The sequence below is a fragment of the Oscillospiraceae bacterium genome, assembly GCA_034925865.1.
Taxonomy (GTDB): domain Bacteria; phylum Bacillota; class Clostridia; order Oscillospirales; family SIG627; genus SIG704.
Map to the genome: position 1 here is coordinate 1 of JAYFRN010000041.1, position 22,941 is coordinate 22,941.

Here is a 22,941-nt window from a genome sequence, read left to right on the forward strand (position 1 = left end):
CTGTATCGCTATGTCTGTTATTGTCCTGAACCTGAAAAAGGTTCTTTGCGCCTTTTTTGTGTTCCTATATTGTTTGCTAATAACACATCATCTACCGCAGCGAAATTTGAAATTCGTATTTGTTCAGTAGACATTACATAAAATATATGATATAAAAGTAAAGGCCACACTAAAGGCATTATCCTTCGGTGTGGTCTTTACTGTTGTTGCTCCGCTTGAAGAGTGTTTGTCAAAAATCACTTGTTTAAGTTATCCCTTTGACGAACGCCCTTTTGAAGTGCTTTTTTGTGTTCCCGTACAAGCATAAAAAATGTTTTTTCTGTAGGCTTTATCGGCCATAATCAATAGGGCTGAGAAAATATTTTTCTGTAAACTGTACGACAAATTGCGCTGTAATTCACTTGCAAATTATATTCTTGGTGTATAATGACTATGCAGTTTCTAAATCTGTACAGAGCCGTAAATGTATTCAGCTCTTTATGACAAATTCATGATGTGTTAAAGGAAAAATAATAATGGAAAAATGGTTTACACTCGATCAAATTGATACAAACACTTATATTATCAGCGAATACAGGCACTGGGAGGAAACCCATTGCTATTTAATAAACGGTACCGACCGCAGCTTGTTGATCGACACCGGACTCGGAATCTGCAATATTTATAACGAAGTGATAAAACTGACCGACAAGCCGGTTGCCGCCGTAGCTACCCATATTCATTGGGATCATATCGGCGGCCACAAATATTTTCCCGATTTTTACGCACATGAAGAAGAACTGAACTGGTTAAACGGCGAATTTCCTCTTACAATGGAACAAATCAAAGAGATGGTGCTGGATCGCTGCGACCCGCCGGAGGGTTACGACGTGAACAGCTATGAATTCTTTCAGGGCACGCCGACAAGAGTATTAAAGGACGGCGATATAATCGAACTCGGCGGACGGCACATTAAGGTACTGCATACACCCGGGCATTCACCGGGACATATGTGCTTTTGGGATGAGGAACACGGGTATCTTTTTACGGGCGATCTTGTTTATAAAGATACGCTGTTTGCTTATTATCCGTCGACCGACCCGGAAGCGTATCTTGCTTCCTTAGAAAAAGTATCGGCGCTGACGGTCAAGAGCGTTTTTCCGGCGCATCACACGATTGATATTCAGCCTGAAATTCTCACCAGGATGCGCGATGCTTTCCGACAGCTGAAGGCTGACGGAAAGCTGCATCACGGCAGCGGGATTTTTAATTACGGCGACTGGGCTGTCTGGCTGTGAGGAGAAAAGTTATGCAGACGCATAATCAGATGCTTATTTAATGTTAATAAAATTTAAGAAAGGGCAGAAAGAATGGAAAGATTGATCAGAACAAATTACTATCAGCATTTCGACGCGGATGATTCTCTGCAATATCCGGCTGAGAATTACGGCGGATGGAAAACGGCAATGCTGCCGATAGAGCCGGAGACCACCGCTTTTGTATCGATGCACGCCTGGTATACCGGAGAGCCCGGGCAATATCCTGGATGGGAACGATGCGTGGAATACATACCCCGCGCCAACAGGATATGTAAAGAGCTTCTCCCCGGTTTTTTTGAGAAAGTACGTGCTTCCGGAATGCGGCTTATCCATGTGGGAAGCTCTAATATGGTTGTCGGCCGTTACCCCGGATATCAAAAGACGCTCGATATCGTGGGAAATGTCAGAGACGAATATGACGTCTTTCCCGGAGATGCGACCGTGAGCAAGCTTAATTCCTTTAAATGGTCAAATGTTTTTGTCGGAACGCATAACGCCGGAGACGTAGCGCGTGGTCAGAAGGAACTTGATTTCAATCCGTATGTAAAGCCGGTCGGAGACGAACATATCGCCATAAACAGCGCGCAGCTTTTGGGTCTGTGCCGACATTATGATATTCATCATCTTATATATACGGGCTTCGCGATAAACGCGTGCCTTCTTATTTCGCCTTGCGGATTTGTGGATATGACAAGACGCGGCATAATGTGCAGCTCGATCCGCCAGTTGACGACCGCCGTGGAAAACCGGGAATCGAGGCGCGGCGAAAAAAACAAGGAATTCGGTCTCTGGTATGACGCTCTTTTATTCGGATATGTATATGATCAGATTGATGTGGAGGAAATGCTTGGCAGTCTTTTATCAAGCCGATGAATGCTCACAACCAACAGCTCGGGTTCGTTATTGATGCGCGGCACCACGACGGTGTTGGTCAGCCCTCTGCTTACGATCAGGCGACCGTCATAAACTCCGCTTGTATATTTCGGAAACAATCCCTGTCCCGGTGAGAAAAGCCCCCTCCCGAACAATCTTATCTGTCCGCCGTGCGCGTGTCCGGCGACGGTAATATCTATATTGAGCTTTGAAATATATTGAAAATAATATTCAGGACGGTGACACATAAGAAGCTTATAACCCTTTTTTTCGGCAAATTTGGTCAGCCATTCCGTATCTGTCGGCTCCTGCATGGAAAGCCCGCCTATGTTTATATCACCAAAGCGGATCGACGCATTTTCCAGAAGCACCACACCTGATTCCTTTACAACAGACCTGTCAAAAAGCCCGTCGCTATCAAGGGCTTTTTCGTGATTTCCGGGCTCGTAAAATGTGGGCTTCAGCTGTGCCGCCTCCCGAAGGAAAGCATAACCGCGCTCACAGCCCTGCTTTTTTGATATCAGGTCGCCTGGAATGGCTATGAAATCTATTTTTTCACGCTTTATACGCGTGATAACCTCATCATATTCCGCGTTATGCAGATCCGCGGCGACCGCGAAGCTTATTTCCGGGCCGTTTTCCGCGGTTATATTATAATATGTTGTGACCATTCTGCGACCTTCTTAACTTTAAAAGTAATAAGTCCGGACAGATAAACCGGCGAACCACTAAAAGTTCATTTAAATATAGACTTAAATTATTATATAGCCTTTTATTCGTTACACCGTTTCGTTCGTTGCAGTGTTATATAATAACAGGCGGTGATATTTTGGGAATTGCCGAAACGAAAAACAAACAGATTAAAAGATTATGATTATAGCCAAAATGACGCGTATTTTATCACCATATGTTATAAAGATAGACACGAAATGTTAGGTGATATAATTGTAGGAGACGATGCCCACATCATCTCGAATATGGCATAATCACATAAAAATACATAAATAGAATTACCGGTATTGATAAATATGTGATTAAGCCAAATCATATACATATGATAATATTTATTTGTTTGACAGGAAACGGGACGATGTAGGCATCGTCCCCTATTGTTATTATATACACCTTTCTGATTTATGTCAAACCTCTTTGTACTGCGCGGCTATTATGACTTTTAGCTGATTTTAGGTAAAAACAGAAGCACCAAATAACGGGATTCCTTCGCATGAAGAAATCCCGTCTTCTTAAATTTCCGTTTTAATATCTGATTGCATCTTCCAGTTTCTTTTGTTCCTCTGTAGGGTTGGCGAGCTTGAATTCCGCACCCACGGAGGTATTATCCTTAACGCCGTCTGCACAGATTGATTCTATCTGCGCTTTTGTCGCTGTAAGAAAAAGCGTGTCGTCTATTATGCCGGCTTCGAAACCATGTTCTTTGAAAAATTCATAAGCTGTATTAAGCGCGGCTTTTTCATCCTTTGCGTCTCCCGAAACGGCATATTCTGCCTTCAATGCAAAAAGCTTGCCGTCTTCCGTGTTTTCAAGCTCCTGACCGAGAGTTATTGATGTTCTGAATTTCCCAGGTGTTACGGGATTTGCCCAAATACCCGACGGCACATTTTCGGATTCGGTCGCACCTGAGGTAATGCCGAAAAACAGCTCCTGAAATTTGTCAGTACATGTAATATTGATATCAGATTTTACGGGATCATCTGTATTGTTTCGGCTCAAAAGAATGCCAACCGCGGCCGCCGCGATGATACAGAAGCAGGCCGCAAGCGATCCAATTTTAAGCCACATGCTTTTTTTATTCTTTTTTTGAGCTTCCCAGTGTTTATCGCTGTCCGCGATAATTTCATCCGGAATTTCTCCGACTGAATCATACATTTTATTCTTATCCATGAAATAAATCCTCACTTTCAAGATATGTTTTTAGGTCCTTGCGTATACGGTATAGAACATTGGCCGCCTTTGTTTCACTTATCCCGAAAACCTCGGAGATCTCCTTGACGGAATACGAATGCCAGTACCGGCAGACAAACATTCTTCGTTTATCCTTCGGCAGACCATACAGGTATCGCCCGATTACTTCGCCGAGTCTTGCGTTTTCGATTTCATCATACAGAGTACCGGATGCGGGCAGACAATCCTCAAGCTCGTCGACCGACAGTTCAAAATCGCCGCCCCTGCGCTTGCCGGCATATTTTTTTCTTATACAGTCAAGCGAGATACGGCGCGTAAGCTTGCCGAGATAAGTGCGCAGTATTTCCGGTCTGTGCGGAGGAATCGAATTCCAGGCGGCAAGATAAGTGTCGTTTACGCACTCCTCGCTGTCGGAAGTGTCCTGAAGAATGTTTTGAGAAATGCGATTCAGGTAATTCCCGTATTTCTTCTGCGTTTCTCTTATTGCTTCCTCGTCTCTGGCCAGGTACATACGGACAATCGGTTCGTCTTCCATATGGCGGTCTCCTTTCTTCTGATGTGTTCTAAGGCGCCTTCACTAATATATCTCGTAAAATAATGAATTTCATCTGACATTATAATTGTAATTTAAATATTTATTAAACCTGTCCCTGAACTAAATTTCACGAAGTTGGGACGTCAAAAAATATTGTCATATTTATTCATTAAATAGTTTAAAAGATATTAGTTCAAAAGGTTTATTAACCATCTCAGAATACTGATAGATTTCTTTACATTGAGCAAAAGTTAATTCTTTATAAAAAGGATGGTCTACAATATTATTAAATTGCTGTATTTGAATCACAATGATAGTTTGATTCCAAGGAGTGTTATATTTCACACCTTCTTTGTATCTGCCTAATTCTTTGAAAACTCTTGTGGTATAACAGAGTTTTCCCTGATTCAACCGGCTAATAATCGAAGAATGCTCTTTTCCCGGGAAAGTCATTGTGCTCTGTTCCATTTTGTTCCCTCGCTTTTCACACCCATTTTAAATTATCTACACAAAAACAACCTATGATTGTATAGACTTGCAATAAATTTAACCCTAAGTAACACTACAACGAACGAAACGGCTTTACGAATAAAAGGCTATATAATAATTTAAGCTTTAACATTAAAAGCATCGTTTTTCAATAATAGAGTGGCTTGTTACAAAGTTAATTTGTTCGTAATGTTTCGTATAATTTCTATCGTTCGTTGTAGTGTTAAATTAATTATGGTCTTTTTTCGTCCGATGGTTTTTCCGTTCGACGTGGAGCAGCTTTTTCTGAGTACGCTTTTCTTCCGGGGAACGCGGAACATAAACCGGCTTTCCTGTGAACGGATCAAGTCCTGTCCAGAACATACAGGTTGAAGCTGTTCCCGGCGTGGGGTAAAAATCCTGAACCTGTTCGGGATCGTAGCCCCATGTTTTTATATATTCATGAAGTATCTGGGCGTCCTTCTCGGTGCTGCCGGGATGCGAGGACATGAGATATGGCACGAGATACTGCTCCTTGCCGCATTCGGCGCACAGGCGGAAGTATTCGTCCTTGAATTTCTCGTAAACTTCTATCGGGGGCTTTCCCATCAGCCCGAGTACTTGGGGAGAACAATGCTCAGGAGCGACCTTGAGCTGTCCACTGACATGATCGGAGACAAGCTTTCTAAAAAACCCGCTCTTTTTATCCAATAACATATAATCGTATCTTATCCCGGAGCGGATAAAAACGGCCTTTATACCGTCAATTTTTTCGGCGCGTGATAAAAGCTCGCAGTATTCGCTTTCGTCGGCAATCAGGTTTTTGCAGGGCTTTGGAGTAAGGCACCTGCGATTCTTACACAAGCCGTCCGTAAGCTGCTTGCTGCACGAGGGATATCTGAAATTGGCGGTCGGACCGCCTATGTCATGAATATACCCCTTGAAATCCGGCATCAGGGTGAGAAGCCTTATTTCATCAAGCACGGATTCTATCGAGCGTGATCTGACCTCGCGTCCCTGATTGTACGCTATCGAGCAGAACGAGCAAGCGCCGAAGCAGCCGCGGTTGTGCGTTACGGAAAATTTCACTTCGGTAAGCGCAGGAATTCCGCCATCCGTTTCATACGAAGGATGATATCGGCGTGTGTACGGAAGCGAATAGACCCTGTCGAGCTCTTCGCGCGAGAGCGGCGGAGAGGGCGGATTTTGTATAAGCACCCTGTCTTTATATCCCTCCGCGACCGGATATCCGGTGATGGAGTCCATCGCATCATATTGAATTTTGAACGCGCGCGCGTATTTTGCCTTGTCAGAAACGATGTCGTCGAATTCTCCGGCGAAAACCGTTCCCTCCGGCTGTGGCTCGGAGGCTTTCTGTAGATATGCGGTTCCGCGCACGGAGCGGATTTTCCTGACCGGCACTCCTTTTTCAAGGAGCTTCGCTATTTCCGGCACGGATTTTTCTCCCATGCCATAGCTGATGATATCCGCGCGTGAATCAAGCAGGATGCCGCGCCGCACCCTGTCGCTCCAGTAATCGTAATGTGCGAACCGTCTCAATGACGCTTCGAGTCCGCCGATAATTATCGGCACGTCCTTATATGATTCCCTTATCCGATTGCAATATGTTATGACCGCTCTGTCAGGGCGCAGACCGGGCTTTCCGCCCGGCGAAAAATAATCGTATTTGCGCCTCTTTTTGTCAGAGGTGAAGTGCGCGACCATGGAATCAATATTTCCGCCCGTAACGAGGAAGCCGAGCTTCGGCTTTCCGAATCTGCGGAAATCGTCGCCTGATTCGCATCCCGGCTGAGCAAGTATCGCAACGCGGAAGCCGGAGGATTCAAGTACGCGCGATATTATCGCGACTCCGAAGGACGGATGATCGACATACGCGTCGCCCGTCACATATACGAAATCCGGCGCGTCCCACCCTCTCGCTTCGCATTCAGCGGCCGTTATCGGAAGAAATTCATTGTATGGATATTCGTTTTTCATATCGTCTTTCTTCTATGAATTTGTATATTCAGTTTATTATTGATAAATCACTGCTCCTGAGAGAAAACCAGCTGTTATATTTACGACTGAAGCTACTGGTTCCAGTAGCTTTATAATTATTAAAACGGTAATTAAATAAGTCTTGTTTTATAAGAAATCCTGCCGAAGCAGATTTACCTACACAAATAAGCGTCTGGAAAGACAGAACTGTCAATAATATTCATGAAACCGTAAATGCCTATATGTCATCTGTGGGGTAACAATTATGGTGTGAATAATCCGGCGCTTCCAGTGAAATTATTCCGCTTAGGATTTATAACAATATAAAAAGCTATTTCGATTATACATTGTTTTTATATAAACATCAAGTATATTGAAAAAATTGACAACTGGCTTTATTGCAGTAAAAGAAGGAAAATGAAAATATAAAATTACCTACGACAGGACATAATAATGGTTGACAAAAAGCGCGAAAAGTGGTATTATCAACTTGAATTTTCGAGAAGGATGTCTTAATACGTTTATAATATTCCGTGATCTGGTTCTGTTATATACGCTATAGCGGCATCCGTAAAATCAATAAATATTAAGAAAGGCATGCTAATCAAATGAAAAAAGTTATTTCGTGCATTCTTGCGGCGGCTATGATCGCAATGGCCGTAGCAATGACTTCATGCGAAGAAAAGCCCGCCGTAACAGGCAAAAACACCGGCACCGCTCCTGTCACCGGCACTGTTACGGGCGCAGCCGATCCCGATCCGTGGCCGACGGCCGATCTCAGCGGCAAAACCTTGAAGATTTTCGGCAGAGAAGACACCAGCTGGAAGACAAAGCCTGACATTTTACCGGAAACCGAGGTTGAGGACGATGTCATCAGCTCTGAGATCACAACCAGAAATCAATGGCTGAAAGACAACTACGGCTTTGACATTGAATTCACCGGAACCACAGACGCCGATTGGCTCAATACAGCAAAAGCAGAATTACAGGCCGGCACAGCCGGATACAACCTGTTCATCGGCAACGGTTCAAACCTTGCCGCGCTTTCAAAGGAAAACGCGCTTGTGGACCTTGCTTCACACGACACCATAAATCTTGACCGCGAATGGTGGGATCAGTGCTCCATCCGAGACCTCTCCATCGCGGGTAAAGTGTTCTTCCTCACAGGAAGCCTTTCGACCTCCGATATCGACTGCACATACGCTTTGTATTTCAACAAGGCGGCAGCCGAAGAGAACAATATCGAGAATCCGTATCAGCTCGTATATGACAACAAATGGACTCTTGACAAGCTACTTGAAATTTGCAAGGATGTCCGCGTTGATACAAACGACGACGGCAAATGGACCGATGTCGACAATTACGGCTATCTTTGCGAAAACTATGACTCTTATGCCATGTTCTTCGGCTCCGGCGAAACCGTCGTCAAAAAGAACGCGGAGGATCTTCCAGAGTTTTCTCTTGAGACGACCCGCGCCGCTGATGTCGTCGAAGCTATGAAGAATTATTACACTGCTGACGGTGTGTTCGTAAACTATGCCGCAACTATCACTCCTATGTTCCAGAAGAGACAGTCCGTGTTCTGCGGAACAATTCTTATGAAAGCAAGAACAGTTTTCCGTCAGATGGATGACGACTTCGGAGTTCTCCCGCTTCCTAAATATGAATCTTCTCAGGAAAACTATGTAAGCGCAGTCAGCTCCGGAACAAGCGGCTCTCTTGTCGGCATACCGACGAGCTGTGACGATGTCGATTCTGCGGTTTTGATGCTCGAGTTGTTCACAAGAAAATCCCATGACACCCTCAGAAAGGGTTATTACGACGTTGTCGTTACCAAGCAGTCTGTCCGCGATGAGGATTCAGTAAAAATGCTCGACATTATCCTTGGCAGCCGTGTATTTGACGCCGCATATATTTACAGCTGGGGCGGCTGGTTCACATGGCTTTACAACATCGCCGGAAATCCCTCCGGAGCAAATATTGCTTCGCAAATCAGCGCTCAGAAGGATAAGACGCTCACTGACATTCAGGATACCGTCGACGCTTTCAAGTCATTTATCGGTTGATGTTTATTTAAACAGAACAGAAATAATTTTATAAAAGCGCCGCGCCCGGAATTAAATCCGGGCGCGGATTATTTTTATGTGAATGCTCAGAGAAACGCCTCAAAAATGCCGCATTATTAAATCGGCATTTAATAATTACCGAAAAACAAAGTTTTTAAATGCCGTTTTAATCACAATTCAGATATTTAAAGCGGCAATTTTCGGCTTCACCCTTATATTGATTAATGTTTTTACATTTTCTAATATTTCCTGTGAAGTTACATCAATCATAAGCCAACGCGAACCGTTAAAGGGCTTTGTGTTCTGATATAGCTCCATTAAATATAAATCAAAGGATTGCATTATCAATTCGGTTTCTACTGCTTCCTTTATACCGATAGAAATCAAACAAGTGAAATGATTTTCTTTCGGATATAATGTGCATATAGAACGACTGGATTTTTTATATTTCACATTCCAGCCGGGTTCCATTGAACATCTGCTGTATTCTATGCTCGGATTGATTTTATAAGTATCTTCAATATACATACATAAATCATCCCACAAATTAAAACTGACATATTTAGAAAAGTCTGAAAAATCGGGTTTACTATCTTGCGGAAATAATGTGTGCCATGTCATATCGATGCCTCCTGTGAAAATTATTAGTGTACAGTATTACGACTTATTAACTCGGCAATTTAATAATTACCGCTTAAAGAGAGAAAAAGCTCTGTTATATGGGCTTTTCTCTGTTATAAAACAAGGCGTATTTTAATGCCGTTTTAATAATTGCCGTTTTAATAAAGATGGACTTGCTCTTAAAAATCCCGGAGAGGCATTTTGCGTCAGCATCCTATTACAACAGCTCTTTATATATGACGCTTTTTGCGATTCCGCGGTCATGCGCGACGGCCTTTATCGCATCCATCCGCTCTGCTCCGGAGGATATATAATGTTCATAATGTTCTTTCACGGTCATATCAGACCAGAATGCGTCGGAATCGGATGGTTTCGGCGCGCCCTCTACGACAAGCACATATTCGCCCTTCGGCTCTTTATGGCGGTATATCTCTATTGCTGCGGCGATATCGGTCCGGATAACCTCTTCGTTGAGCTTAGTAAGCTCTCTGGCAAGCGAAAGGCGGCGGTTGCCCAAATAGGTGAGCATTGCGTCAAGCGTTTCCTTCAGATGATGCGGCGCCTCGTAGAAAATAAGCGTCCGACGGTCCGTGCTGACTTCGATAAGCCTTTCGCGGCGCTCTGCTTTTGCCGTAGATAAAAAGCCTTCAAATGAAAATCTTCCGGTAAACAGTCCGGACAGAGTAAGCGCCGATATCGCGGCGCACGGTCCCGGCACGGTGAACACCGGCACGGAGCTTTCGGCACAAAGCCGCACGAGATCCTCTCCCGGATCGGAAATCGCGGGAGTGCCTGCGTCGCTGACGAGCGCGCAGCTTTCACCGGCGACAAGACGGGATATTATCTCCGGCCCCCGTACTTTTTTATTGTTTTCATAATAGCTGACGAGCGGTTTTTTTATGTCGAAATACGAGCACAGCTTCATTGTGACTCGCGTATCCTCCGCGGCAATGAAGCTCACCCCGCGCAGTATCATTACCGCGCGCGGCGAGAAGTCCGATAAATTTCCAATTGGAGTGGCGACTATGTAGAGCGCGCCCGATATTATCTCGTTTGACAATTTTATTTCTCCCCTAAATTTTATATTCTATATTCAGAATAGACTCTCCTCATACCGTCGGAAAGCTCTCCGTTATCGTCGTAAATCCGGAAGGATTCCCTGAGCTTCATTGACGGAAGAGCGTCTTTTTTTGCGCGGCAAAGTATCAGCTTCGGAGCTTCACGGGGTCTTGTTTCGACCGGCACAAGCTCTTTAGGCTCAAGCCGTGCGGCTTTTAGCGCGGCGAACAACTCGCTCATCCGATCGGGACGGTAAACCATGAACAGCTCTCCTCCGTTTTTTAAAAGCTTTGACGCCGAAAGACAAGTGCCGTAAATGTCGGCCTTTATTTCGTGCCTCGCGATCAGCTTGTCAGAACCGGCGTTGAGATAACCGGAAGTGGATTTCATATAAGGCGGATTAGACACCACGAAGTCAAGCCCGGTGAGCGGAATATGTCGCGAAGCATCAAGATAATCGCCCTCGATTACTTCGATAATATTAGAAAAGTCGTTCATTCCGGCGTTTTCCGCAGCGACCGAGGCATACTTCGACTGTATTTCGAATGAATATATTTTTTTCGGGCGCCGGTAAACGCACAGCAGAACCGGTATGACTCCGGTCCCGGTTCCCAGCTCCGCGCCGGACGCGCCAGGCTTGAACCGTGTAAAAGCCGTAAGCAATACGGCATCCGTTCCGTAGGAAAATCCGTCGCTGTATTGATATATGCTGTGTCCGGGGCAGATCTCGTCGAGACGTTTCATATATAATCCTGATTTATTTACGTATTTGGAGTATTTAAAATAAAAAGCAAGGCGCTTTTAATATTATAATGCCCAAATTTGCTTATGTCAACAAAAACGCTTGTACGTTGCGTTGAATAAAAAAAGTTCAGCTGAAGAAAACAATTTAACTCAGATGGTAATAAATTGTAATAAACTCTCGAAGAAAATATAATTTTTGTATTGACAACCAAAATAATTGTGTTATACTTCAAATGAACAATGTTCATTTGCGAGGTACTTAAATTGTCCAGAGAAATTGAAAATCCAAAAGAGCTTATTTTGGATGAATCCAAAAAAATAATGTATGCCGAAGGATATTCGGGTATCAGTATAAGACGAGTTGCGAAGAAATGCGGCATAGCAGTGGGAACAATATATAATTACTTCCCCACAAAAAAAGAACTTATCGTAGAAATGATGGCAAGCTTTTGGGAGGAGTATTTTACCGAAATTGAAGAAATATTGGGTTCTCGGGAAGATTTTTATGTGAAGCTTAAAAATATATTTGATTCTCTCGGTCATTTTTTAATACGGTTTAAAGCGATTTGGTTAAACAGCGAGCTTTATAATTTTCCTGATTATATTGAAAGTGGTTTGAAAAAAGAAAACATATATATCAATAAGCTGATAAATTTAATTGAGGAATTACTGAAGAAGGAAATATACGGACACACTGATTCAGATGAAGAAAAATTTGACACTCATAAAATGGCCGGGTACATTGTAATTAATTTTATTTCAATGATACAAATGCCATATCTTGAATACCAATTTTTCGAAAATATACTTAAAAAACTGTTCTGAGTTTGATTCGGATTTTATCAGAAAAAAACATAATCTAAAAAGATATGATTTTTATATAAGCGCAAATTAATAACATTCATATTCATTAATTAGGAGTATTCAATCATGAGGTATTTAGAGCCGATTTTTGATTTGTTTTATTTGGTATCGGTAATTTTTATGTCCATTAAAATGATCTTGGCAGGAAAGAAACATAAGAATAAAATGATAGAATTATACGGATATATGGGCTTTGTATTGGGATTCGGTGATTCATTTCATCTCATACCAAGAATATATGCCTTGTTAACCACCGGTTTAGAAGCAAATGCAGCAACTTTGGGAATCGGAAAGCTTATAACATCTATTACAATGACTTTGTTTTATGCAATCCTGTTCAGAATTGTTGAAGCGCGATTTAATTTAAAAAATGACAATGGTATCAGGATATTCGCGGGAATATTGATCATAGCAAGAATAACACTTTGCCTTATGCCCCAAAACAAATGGACTTTATATGATGCGCCAGTTAGCTGGGGAATATACAGAAACATACCATTTGCAATTTTGGGTGTATTAATTGTATATTTGATTTTAAAGAAATCCTATGAAACCAAAGACAATACCTTCAAGAAGATAGGAATAGCAATTATAATATCCTTCGCCTGCTATTTGCCTGTTGTATTGTTCGCAAATACATTCAAGTTGATCGGGGTTCTTATGATTCCTAAAACACTTGCATATTTATGGGTGGTATATATCGGATATGAGGAGTTCAAGAAGCTGAATGCATAATTAACTCGGCATTTGTTAAAACGGCAATTAAATAATCCTTGTTTTACAAGAGAGAAAAGAACCAAAGCCTTTTCTCTCTTACAGCAGTAATTATTAAATTTCCGAGTTAATAAACAATTTTTCGTAGACAATACAGATAAAGCATAATAATACTTTAATCAAAGAAAGCTGCTATTCACATAGGAGCTTTCTTTTTTGGTTAAAATATTAAAATCAAGAACAAAACGTGCAACACAAAAGAAGTTTCGATAAGTCATATTCTATTAAGATTATAAATTTAAAACAATACTCATTTTGTTCCACGTAAAATCATTGTTAATGACATATTAGTATCCCATTGTTTTTCTCCTGCGTCATAAAGGGCAAGGCGTTTGTCATACTTTGTATTTTTGACTTCCTTTAATCTTTCTATTTCATCGGCTGTTACAACATTCGGCGCAATATGTGGTAGATATTCAATACTGTCAAGTTCAACTTGACGATTAGCGTTTATCATTGCATATGCTATTTCTTTTGAGTATTGAGGATTATCAGGGGTTAAATTTATTGTCAAATAATTAGTTGAAACATTCATAAAGCCAAACTTTTGCATGGCTAATGGTAATTCAGACTCGCTTAATGGATAAGCACAAACATTGTACTTTTTATCTGTCTCAGAATAGAAGTTTTTTGTACGATTATAAATTTCTGTTTCAAACTCCGTTTGTTCTGCAATACATGGAGCTTGAATGTTAATTCCTCTCCTTGCCGACAAAACAAGGCAAACTCCATTTGGCTTTAAAACCCTATATTGTTCACCAAAAAATTTAGAGGGTTCTACATGCTCTTGTACTGTGTTAGATATTGTAACATCAAAGGAATTATCGCCAAAAGGAAGTTTAGTTGCATCTGCTTCAAGAAATTTAATATATGGTGCATGTTTAGCTGAAAATTTAACAAATTGACTATCTCTGTCTGTGCCTAATATTTCAGCATTTGGATACCAGCGATATAGCGATTGTGATAATGCTCCAGGGCCACAACCAATTTCTAAAATGTTTTTTACAAAATCAATATTAAAACTTTTTGCATAAGACTCTTTAAAGATATCAGAAAAACGAAGTGAACGGGTGTAATAAAGAGTTCCAGCTCTCTGTAAATATGTTGACCAAATAGTATTCATTGCAACCTCCCTTAAATGTTCTTCAGCTATTAATTTTTTACAATTCTTTACTAAACACATTATAACCCACAAATTCACAATAAGCAAAAAAACTTATTGACACTATGAGGTTTCGTCTCTATTAGAACGGTGGGGCTTCCGTGCCATCATCATTCCAATAAGTATCATCTGTTTCATCATAATAGACTTGTCTTTCGTCTAATTGAAAAGATACCCATATCGAATTGATGCTATTATTAAATCGGTATTTAAATAACTACCGCTATAAGAGAGAAAAGGCTCTGGTATATGGGCTTTTCTCTCTTATAAAACAAGGCTTATTTAAATGCCGTTTTAATAACATATTGGCTTTCTTTTTTGGTTAAAATATTAAAATCAAGAACTAAGGAGATGATGCTCATGACAACTGATAACAGAACTCCTAATAAACTGATAAATGAAAAATCCCCATATCTGTTGCAACACGCATACAATCCCATAGACTGGTTTCCGTGGGGGCAAGAAGCTTTTCAAAAGGCAAAATCAGAAGATAAACCTATATTTTTAAGTATAGGCTACAGCACCTGCCACTGGTGCCATGTCATGGCTCACGAAAGCTTTGAGGATGCCGAGATAGCCGATATATTGAATCAATATTTTGTTTCAATAAAAGTTGACAAAGAGGAGCGCCCGGATATAGACAGCGTTTATATGTCATTTTGTCAGACGTTTACGGGCGGAGCCGGCTGGCCGATGAGTATATTCATGACATCTGATCAAAAGCCGTTCTTCGCCGGAACATATTTCCCGAAAAGCTCAAGCGCCGGCAGCACAGGCTTCAAGGAGCTGCTTTTTATCATCAGCGAGAGATGGAAAAGCGAAAATGATAAACAGAAGCTCATTGAGTCGGCGGAAGGCATAGCCGCTCAACTTAGAAATATTTCCGCGCAGGGCGGAGCCGGCGGCGAGAATGCCTCGCGGCTGGCGGATAAAGCCTATGAGTTATTCAAAAGTATCTTTGATAATGAATACGGCGGATTCGGATACGCCCCTAAGTTCCCATCACCGCATAATCTGATGTTTCTTATGGAGTATAACAGGATAAGCGGGAAATCAGATGCGCTTTCGATGGTTGAAAAAACCTTGACGCAGATGTATCGAGGCGGAATTTTCGATCATATCGGATACGGCTTTTCAAGATATTCCACCGACGGGCATTATCTCGTTCCTCACTTTGAAAAGATGCTGTATGACAACGCTTTGCTCATTATAAGCTATGCACAAGCATATGAGTCTACAAAAAATATATTTTATAAAAATATTGCGGAAAAAACGGCTGAATATGTTCTTCGCGAAATGACAAGCCCGGAGGGCGGCTTTTACAGCGCGCAGGATGCCGACAGCGACGGAGAAGAAGGAAAATACTATGTGTTTGAGCCGTATGAAATCATAAATATCCTTGGACAAGAAGCCGGGAATCACTTCAACGATTATTACGGCATCAAAAAAAACGGCAATTTCGAAGGCGGCAGGAGCATACCGAATTTGCTTGATAACAACAATTATGCTGAAGACGCGTTTAAGGATTATCTGCCGGAAATTTATCAATACCGCAAAGCCAGGACGAAGCTTCATCTTGATGACAAGATACTGACCGCATGGAATTCAATTATGATATCGGCTTTTGCCATGCTTTATCAGTTGACGGAAAATGAAGGGTATTTATACGCCGCGCGGAAAGCGGAAAAATTTATCGATGAAAAGCTTTTCGAAGACGGCACATTATATGTAAGCTTCCGGGACGGAAGCCGCGGCGCAAAGGGATATCTGGACGATTATGCCTTCTACGCGTTCGCGCTCATGCGTTTGTATGACGCGACCCTTGACACAAACTTTATCAATAAGGCAAGACGGCTCTGCGACAAGGCAATTTCGGACTTTTTTGACATGGGAAATGGAGGATTTTATCTTTACGGCAAGGAAAACGAAGAGCTTATCATCACACCCAAGGAAATATATGACGGCGCCATACCAAGCGGAAATTCGGTTATGGCATATAATCTGATAAAGCTTTCTTATTTAACAAACGACACGGAACTTGATGAAATAATAAAAAAGCAGCTTTTGTTTATCTCTTCCGGAGCAAGGAAATATCCGTCCGGACATTGCTTTTTTCTGCTTGCGCTGATGCTTCAAAACGATCCGCCGGAAACCGTAACCGCGGTTTTAAAAAACAAATCCGAACTTGCCGGTCTGCGCGGAAAATTCGGGCAGGGTACGATCGTCAGGATCGTCGATACTCCTACAGATGAATACAGGCTTATCAATGACAAAACGACGTTTTATGTCTGTAAAAATCATGTATGCATGAATCCCATAAATGATTACACGCAAACAAGCTCGAAGCTTCGAATCTGAAAATTTACAATGCATCTCGATGACCTGTTTAAGAACTGCTCCTTAATTTCGAAAGCAAGAAAAAAACGGATAGGCTTCCTATACGTTTTTTATTCGATTCATTACATTCCCGACATTTTCCTGCATTCATCAGCGCACGCACGGCATTCATTGGCGCACTTTTTACAGTGATCGTCTTTGAACATATCGCATTCTTTTGCGCATGTATCGCATATTACGGCACACATTTTACAATGCTTTTTTGCGAACTGTCCGTTCATAGACATAAAGCTTGTTGACATTTCGCACATTTTTGCGCATTCCGTCAGAATCTTTACGCATCCTTTTCTTGCGTTCAGATCAGGTTCATTGATACATGCCTCAAAGCATTCATAGCACGCCTGCGCACATTTATTACATTCGTCAATACATTTCTGATATTTATCGGTAACCGTTGTTACTACGCCCATTTAATCACGCCTCCTTTAATAACAAAGCATCCGGAGACGATGGCTCCGGATGCTTTAAGCTATTTTATGAATACATGCCGTTTATCTGCATATAATCATAAATCATTTTACCGTGGCCCTGTTCTTCCTTCTGAATATGATTCAAGACATTGCGGATATTTTCGTCCTTGAACTCAAATATACATGTGTCATACAGCTGGGAAACATGTTTTTCACCCGCCAAAACATCAGAGCAAAGATAACAGTCGCTTTTCTTACCGGAATCCTCAGACATTCCATAGGTGGCTTTGAAAGACGGCTGGCTTGAAACACTGCCGCTGATCTGCGGAACGGTACCGCTTTCGATTTTAGTAATCGAATCAAGATGGGTTTGTTCGGTCTGAGCAATTTGACTGAACAGCTGCTTGAGCTGTGAATCGGAGGCTGCGGAAGAATGTTTTGTGTATTTATCGACACAAAGCTTTTCCTGCCCTTTTAAATCCTTCAGTAAATCGGTTTCTTTTTGTGTTAATTGCATTTTAAAGCTCCATACCCGGCTCGTTTTAATTTACTGTTTACAGCTGCGGCCGGTTTGCGCCGGGAATCCACCCGAATACGCAACGCGGTAACGGGTTTATTAATCACGGAAATTATAAAATCGCATTTTATAAAGAAAAGCTTGATATACAGCTTTTCTATGGATAAATAAGTCACTCCGCGAGCCATATAAAACAACGATTATATATTTGCCGTTTAATAAACATAATCACCGCCGGATTTATTATGTTCAGACTATCAAAAATTATCCTTTCTGATTAAATAAATTTTTGATATGAAGGCATAATATTATAAAAACGGCGGTGATAAAAAATGTATTCTGTATGGACGGATAAATCGGCTCTCCCGCATTTTAAAAGCCTGAATCAAGATAAAAAGACAGATGTCCTTATTATTGGCGGCGGAATGGCGGGGCTTCTCTGCGCTTATATGCTCAATCAGCGCGGGATTGATTATATCTTGGCGGAAGCAAAGTCGATTTGCGGTGGGATAACGAAAAACACGACCGCAAAAATTACCTCGCAGCACGGCTTTATTTATGATAAGCTGATAAATTGCTTCGGTATGGAGAAGGCCGGAATGTATCTTCGCGCAAATCAAAACGCACTTGAACAATACCGCCTTCTCTGCGGCGGGATTGACTGTGATTTTGAAAACAAGGACGCATATGTTTATTCGCTCAGAAATGCACCGGGCGGAAAGAATAAAGCAGAAAAGGAAGCCGCGGCGCTTCAGAAGCTGGGCTTTGAAGCGGAATTTGCAGATAAGCTTCCGCTTCCGTTCGATATCGCAGGAGCTGTCAGATTTAAAAACCAGGCGCAGTTCAATCCCTTAAAATTTGCGTCCGGTATATCAAAGGATTTGAATATTTTCGAAAACACCGAGGTTAAGGAGCTCTCAAAGCACACGGCTATAACGGATGGCGGAAAAATAACGGCCGAGAAAATAATAGTGGCCACGCATTTCCCGTTTATAAACAAACACGGCAGCTATTTTCTAAAAATGTATCAGCACCGGTCGTATGTGATCGCGCTTGAAAACGCGCAGAACGTCGACGGAATGTATGTTGACCAGGCGCAATGCGGTATGTCTTTCCGTAATTATGAAGATATGCTGCTTATCGGCGGCGGAGATCACAGGACGGGTAAAAATGGCGGCAATTGGAACGAGCTGCGCGGTTTCGCAAGCCGGCATTACCCCGAAGCCACGGAAAAATACTCATGGGCGACTCAGGACTGCATGACGCTTGACGGCGTTCCGTATATAGGGCAGTATTCAAAAAGCACGCCTGATTTCTTTGTGGCGACCGGTTTTAATAAATGGGGCATGACATCGTCAATGGCGGCTGCTGTGATCCTTGCGGATCTCGTTTCAGACAAGCCCAATGAATTTACGCCTGTATTCTCACCGTCAAGAAGCATGTTAAAGCCGCAGCTTTTTATAAATGCGTTTGAAGCCGTCATAAACCTTTTGTCCATTTCAAAAAAGCGCTGCCCCCATTTGGGATGCGCATTGAAATGGAATGAAGTGGAGCGTTCATGGGACTGTCCATGCCACGGCTCGCGCTTTGACCAAGACGGCGAACTGATAGATAATCCGGCCACCGGCGATCTTAAAGGCAAGGAATGAAAAGCTTTTCTATCTTAATAATACAACTATTATTTAATTGTTGTTTTAATAACGGTAATAATTTAAATTCCGAGCTAATAAGACAAGGAGCAGCCGTAGACCGCCCCTTGTTTTGAAATTCATCGTATTGAGTTTCTTATGAGGCTTCTTTTCAAAAAAGCCCGTATCCTTTTAAATCTTATACCGTGCCGGTTATGACCAGAACGCTAGCGCCGGGATTTATTATCCAGTTGCCTAAGACAGGATCCTGCGTATAAGTCGCTGCCGGCACCGTCACCTGACCGGCAACAGTCGCGAATTCACCTGTAGCCGTAATATACGAATAATTTGCCGGAGAAACCCATGGGGCTCCGTTGAAAGTCACTGTGATCGGATTTAAAATCGGATTAAATACGTCAGTGATAGTAACGAGGTCGCCCGCAACCGCTGCTGTATTGCCAGAGTTTTCGATAACAAAGGTATACGTCAGCTGTTGGTTTTCTGTAACGACCGCAGGACAGATAGCTTTGCTGATTGTCAAATTCGGTCTGTCTTCAGTATAGATAGTCTCCGTGGCAACGATATCGGTTGATAATCCGCCGCCGCTGATTATTGCATTATTTTCTATACTGTCGTTTAAACCGAGCGGTGCATATTGGTTTGCTTCAGCTTCGTAAATGATTATTGCGTTGCCTGCCGCGGGCACCGAGATTCCGCTGATAACAAGCGGAGGTCCCGCGACGGCAGCGGGTGTGGCTTGCAGTGTTCCGTTGACATAATACCTTACCGATCCGGTGACATATGTCAGCGGAACCAATTGGCCCAGTCCGAAAGGATAGCTTCCGAGATCATCGGTGATAGTCAATCCCGTGAACGAAGCAGGCCCTGCGTTGACAATGCTAATTACATAAGTTACGTCGTCTTTTGCTACGTAATCATTCATTACAGCAGTTTTTGTCGCAGAAAGGATTTCAATCAGCTCGCCTGTCGTTACGTTTGAATCTGTTACGGTTCCATTATATGAAAGAACAGCTCTGTTATAAAAAGTTGCCATTAAATATCTCCTTGTATAATAAATCTGGATTTCTTATTCTATTATATGAAGGAAATTATCATTATGACACTCGCGGTATTAATGTCAAAGTTCATTATTATTAACCGGACAATTAAATATCAATGCTTTAAGAAAGAAAAGGCTCTGGCATATTGTTTTTTCTTTTTTATTTGATCGCAGTTTTAATTATATACTCAATGACACGTTTGCTATCCAGGTAAGATTGATGCTTTACATCGTCAAATATTTTTACTTCAGATTTTTGAAATGAATTCCGTACTTTATATTGCAACCGGGCGCTCAATGTCCTGTCGGCGAGCGATCCGATAATAAAAGTAGGACATAAAATGTTTTTTGCATAATCGGCGGCGTTGATATTGTTTGTAATAAACGCTTTCGCCGGACCCCAGAATATCGGAATAATCTTGTTATATAAATCAGCCAGATCACGGTATGCAGCAAGCATAACAAGATTGTCGCATTCACGCTCGCTCGCAAGATATGCGGCGATTCCCGCTCCATAGCTGTGTCCCATAACGGTTATTTTTCTTCCTGCATATCGATTTTCAGCCCAATCGTATAAATCAACGGCGGTTTTCTGCAACGACTTCAGATTCATTCTGCCATGACTGCCCTGGCTTCCGTAATAATCAGCTGAGATGAACGGAATATCGAATTTTTTACCGAAGCACCCCGCCGAATTATAAGCTATGTAATTTGAACCGCCGAAATACAGAATAATACGATCAGAATCAGCATCAAGATTCGTTCCGTAACCAGACAGGTTATCACTAATCTGTATATGCTCAGGGACACAATTATTATCTGTCATTTTCTTCGCTTTGCTGTAAAACAAATAGCTTATCGACTGCATGACAATGTTTGATCCAAATTCTATAATAAACACCCACATAAATATTTTTAATATTATTCGGACTGCTTCCATTTTCAAGATACCTCTTCGCATACCGATTTCTTATTATCAATGTAATTATGTAATTATCCCAATCCAATATCCAATACAATCCAATATAATACAATCGGGCGGAGCAGAGCCCCGTCCCTTCGTTCGCTGTTATTATAACATTTAACCTTTATATAATCAATGCTTTGCATAGTAAAGCTACCTTTTTTCTTCTCTTCTCTTTTATCTTTTCACTGAAATAGTCGCCCGTCGACGGGTCGGAAAAAAATGAAAAGTGACAAGAGAAAAGTAACAAGTACAAAAAGAAAAAGCCGCTTACGCGACTTTTCTTTTGTGTCATTTGCGCGTTTTAGATACAGGTTTAATGGTGCTCAAAATGAAGCAAACGGCAAGTGAACGACATATTATGCCTATAATCTGTATCTACAACGTCTTGCAATTCTTTTCTGGGACGACTGTATTTACTGATTTTACGCTTTAATAGGCATTATATAATCAATGATGACCTTTTCACCTCGATTTAAAGGTTCGCTATAACGCTCATGGGTGTATACTTCGCACCAGTAAAAATTGTCATGGTCAATCTCTCTTCCGGTTTTTTCAATGGCTTCTGTGATTAAAAAATATGCCGAATCAAGAATATCAACTACGTTACTACCTTCAATTTGTACTTGCGCCGTCAATCCTTTGGGGATATGTTTTGCAAATAACCCGTCTGGTATTTTCGTGTCAGCCTTTACAAAATCTCCGATAATGACATGGAAGTTATACATATCCTTAAAACCATACATCAATCCTATACCATCATTTGCGTCAATGTCATTGCAACACTTGACATCCGCCAGTGTATCCAATTTTTCAATCACGCCGTTCATGAAAAATTCCTGCCACACCTTACCCCCATTCATAAATGAAGTTTCACGATGCAGCCCCACCATTAAACGTTCGTCCGCTTCTTTGTAAATAATTTTTTTCATTTCTGCCATGATACGTTTGCCCCCTATAAATCTCATGTCTGAGAAATTAATCGGGAGATAATCATTTAGTTTGGCAGCTTCCTGTTTGGCTTCTGACGGCGTAATGCCATGATGTTCTTTAAATGCTCGCGTAAATGCGGAATGTGATTGAAAGCCATGTTTTATAGCTACATCTAAAATGGAAATATCATTATCTTTCAAATCATGTCCAGCCAAAGTCAATCTACGTTTTCTTACATAATCGAAAATGCTTATACCCGATACAAAAATAAAAATACGTTGAAACAATGCTGCTGGACTCATAGTGATTTTTGATATTTCATTATAATCAATTTCGCGGCCGTCAACTATGATTTTTTCAAGGTAAAGAATTACGTCATCAAAAGCCTTACTACTTTTCATATGAATATCTCCTGTGACTAATATAATAAAAGATTTATAAGAATTTTGCTTTGCATTAAGCGTACATGTTTAGCACAAGTGCCGAACAAATAACATGAATTAAGTAATGCCCGCTGAACAAAAGAAAATATACAGCAAGGCAAGACAAATCGCAAGAATTATGGTATAATAAGTGCAAGGAAAATGGCCGAAACATGTTAAAAAGCTTGCACTTGGGGGCGACGAGATGTATAAATACAGCAACGG

At 41.6% G+C, this 22,941-nt stretch carries 21 protein-coding genes; 7 read left to right on the plus strand and 14 right to left on the minus strand.

The annotated features are described in order from the left end of the window. Positions 1–515 precede the first annotated feature (515 nt). Positions 516–1,277 (plus strand): MBL fold metallo-hydrolase, encoded by a 762-nt coding sequence (locus VB118_11980; protein MEA4833317.1) that lies wholly within the window; start codon positions 516–518, stop codon positions 1,275–1,277. 72 nt (positions 1,278–1,349) lie between these two features. Continuing rightward, positions 1,350–2,171: a hypothetical protein gene (locus VB118_11985; protein MEA4833318.1), complete on the plus strand. Its 822-nt coding sequence runs from the start codon at positions 1,350–1,352 to the stop codon at positions 2,169–2,171. On the opposite strand, the gene VB118_11990 is transcribed toward VB118_11985, so the two are convergent. The 5 genes from VB118_11990 to VB118_12010 all read right to left on the minus strand — a co-directional run bounded on the left by VB118_11990 (position 2,123) and on the right by VB118_12010 (position 7,095). Then, on the minus strand, positions 2,123–2,842 hold the full coding sequence (locus VB118_11990; protein ID MEA4833319.1) for a metallophosphoesterase: 720 nt from the start codon (positions 2,840–2,842) through the stop codon (positions 2,123–2,125). The genes VB118_11985 and VB118_11990 overlap by 49 nt on opposite strands. A 586-nt stretch (positions 2,843–3,428) precedes the next feature. Next, complete coding sequence (locus tag VB118_11995) at positions 3,429–4,073, minus strand: hypothetical protein (GenBank protein ID MEA4833320.1); 645 nt, start codon at positions 4,071–4,073, stop codon at positions 3,429–3,431. Then, on the minus strand, positions 4,066–4,629 hold the full coding sequence (locus VB118_12000) for an RNA polymerase sigma factor (GenBank protein ID MEA4833321.1): 564 nt from the start codon (positions 4,627–4,629) through the stop codon (positions 4,066–4,068). The genes VB118_11995 and VB118_12000 overlap by 8 nt, the downstream gene beginning before the upstream one ends. Before the next feature lie 162 nt (positions 4,630–4,791). Further along, positions 4,792–5,097, minus strand: a complete 306-nt coding sequence (locus tag VB118_12005) for a hypothetical protein (protein MEA4833322.1) — start codon at positions 5,095–5,097, stop codon at positions 4,792–4,794. Between the two features lie 249 nt (positions 5,098–5,346). Beyond that, entirely contained in the window at positions 5,347–7,095 is a 1,749-nt protein-coding gene (locus tag VB118_12010; GenBank protein ID MEA4833323.1) for a YgiQ family radical SAM protein, read from the minus strand. A gap of 608 nt (positions 7,096–7,703) precedes the next feature. Between VB118_12010 and VB118_12015 the strand changes: the two genes are divergently transcribed. Beyond that, a complete protein-coding gene (locus VB118_12015) occupies positions 7,704–9,161 on the plus strand; it encodes an extracellular solute-binding protein (GenBank protein MEA4833324.1) in 1,458 nt (485 codons plus the stop codon). A gap of 177 nt (positions 9,162–9,338) precedes the next feature. Here the strand turns inward: VB118_12015 and VB118_12020 are convergent, their stop codons facing one another. The 3 genes from VB118_12020 to VB118_12030 form a co-directional block, all read right to left on the minus strand. After that, the gene (locus VB118_12020) at positions 9,339–9,782 is read right to left on the minus strand and encodes a DUF3788 domain-containing protein (protein ID MEA4833325.1); all 444 of its coding nucleotides are present in this window, start codon (positions 9,780–9,782) and stop codon (positions 9,339–9,341) included. Between the two features lie 217 nt (positions 9,783–9,999). Beyond that, a complete protein-coding gene (rsmI, locus tag VB118_12025; GenBank protein MEA4833326.1) occupies positions 10,000–10,842 on the minus strand; it encodes a 16S rRNA (cytidine(1402)-2'-O)-methyltransferase in 843 nt (280 codons plus the stop codon). A 20-nt stretch (positions 10,843–10,862) separates the two neighbouring features. Next, positions 10,863–11,585: a methyltransferase gene (locus VB118_12030; protein ID MEA4833327.1), complete on the minus strand. Its 723-nt coding sequence runs from the start codon at positions 11,583–11,585 to the stop codon at positions 10,863–10,865. Positions 11,586–11,849: 264 nt separating this feature from the next. Here VB118_12030 and VB118_12035 point away from each other — a divergent pair, with 264 nt between their 5' ends. Both VB118_12035 and VB118_12040 read left to right on the plus strand, forming a co-directional pair. Further along, a complete protein-coding gene (locus tag VB118_12035) occupies positions 11,850–12,410 on the plus strand; it encodes a TetR/AcrR family transcriptional regulator (protein MEA4833328.1) in 561 nt (186 codons plus the stop codon). 159 nt (positions 12,411–12,569) lie between these two features. Further along, positions 12,570–13,184 carry a hypothetical protein gene (locus tag VB118_12040; GenBank protein ID MEA4833329.1) on the plus strand — a complete coding sequence of 205 codons (615 nt, stop codon included), beginning with the start codon at positions 12,570–12,572 and terminating at the stop codon, positions 13,182–13,184. A gap of 289 nt (positions 13,185–13,473) precedes the next feature. On the opposite strand, the gene VB118_12045 is transcribed toward VB118_12040, so the two are convergent. Then, positions 13,474–14,346 (minus strand): class I SAM-dependent methyltransferase, encoded by an 873-nt coding sequence (locus tag VB118_12045; protein ID MEA4833330.1) that lies wholly within the window; start codon positions 14,344–14,346, stop codon positions 13,474–13,476. A gap of 399 nt (positions 14,347–14,745) precedes the next feature. Here VB118_12045 and VB118_12050 point away from each other — a divergent pair, with 399 nt between their 5' ends. After that, a complete protein-coding gene (locus VB118_12050; GenBank protein ID MEA4833331.1) occupies positions 14,746–16,743 on the plus strand; it encodes a thioredoxin domain-containing protein in 1,998 nt (665 codons plus the stop codon). A 101-nt stretch (positions 16,744–16,844) separates the two neighbouring features. On the opposite strand, the gene VB118_12055 is transcribed toward VB118_12050, so the two are convergent. Beyond that, positions 16,845–17,192, minus strand: a complete 348-nt coding sequence (locus tag VB118_12055; protein ID MEA4833332.1) for a four-helix bundle copper-binding protein — start codon at positions 17,190–17,192, stop codon at positions 16,845–16,847. A gap of 64 nt (positions 17,193–17,256) precedes the next feature. Then, on the minus strand, positions 17,257–17,709 hold the full coding sequence (locus tag VB118_12060; protein MEA4833333.1) for a spore coat protein: 453 nt from the start codon (positions 17,707–17,709) through the stop codon (positions 17,257–17,259). Positions 17,710–18,041: 332 nt separating this feature from the next. Between VB118_12060 and VB118_12065 the strand changes: the two genes are divergently transcribed. Continuing rightward, positions 18,042–19,358, plus strand: a complete 1,317-nt coding sequence (locus tag VB118_12065) for an FAD-dependent oxidoreductase (GenBank protein MEA4833334.1) — start codon at positions 18,042–18,044, stop codon at positions 19,356–19,358. Between the two features lie 178 nt (positions 19,359–19,536). Here VB118_12065 and VB118_12070 read toward each other — a convergent pair whose 3' ends face one another. From VB118_12070 to VB118_12080, 3 genes are all read right to left on the minus strand, one after another. Then, positions 19,537–20,391: a hypothetical protein gene (locus VB118_12070; GenBank protein MEA4833335.1), complete on the minus strand. Its 855-nt coding sequence runs from the start codon at positions 20,389–20,391 to the stop codon at positions 19,537–19,539. A 166-nt stretch (positions 20,392–20,557) separates the two neighbouring features. Beyond that, positions 20,558–21,337 carry an alpha/beta hydrolase gene (locus VB118_12075; protein MEA4833336.1) on the minus strand — a complete coding sequence of 260 codons (780 nt, stop codon included), beginning with the start codon at positions 21,335–21,337 and terminating at the stop codon, positions 20,558–20,560. 449 nt (positions 21,338–21,786) lie between these two features. Further along, positions 21,787–22,695 (minus strand): helix-turn-helix domain-containing protein, encoded by a 909-nt coding sequence (locus VB118_12080; GenBank protein MEA4833337.1) that lies wholly within the window; start codon positions 22,693–22,695, stop codon positions 21,787–21,789. Between the last annotated feature and the right edge of the window lie 246 nt (positions 22,696–22,941).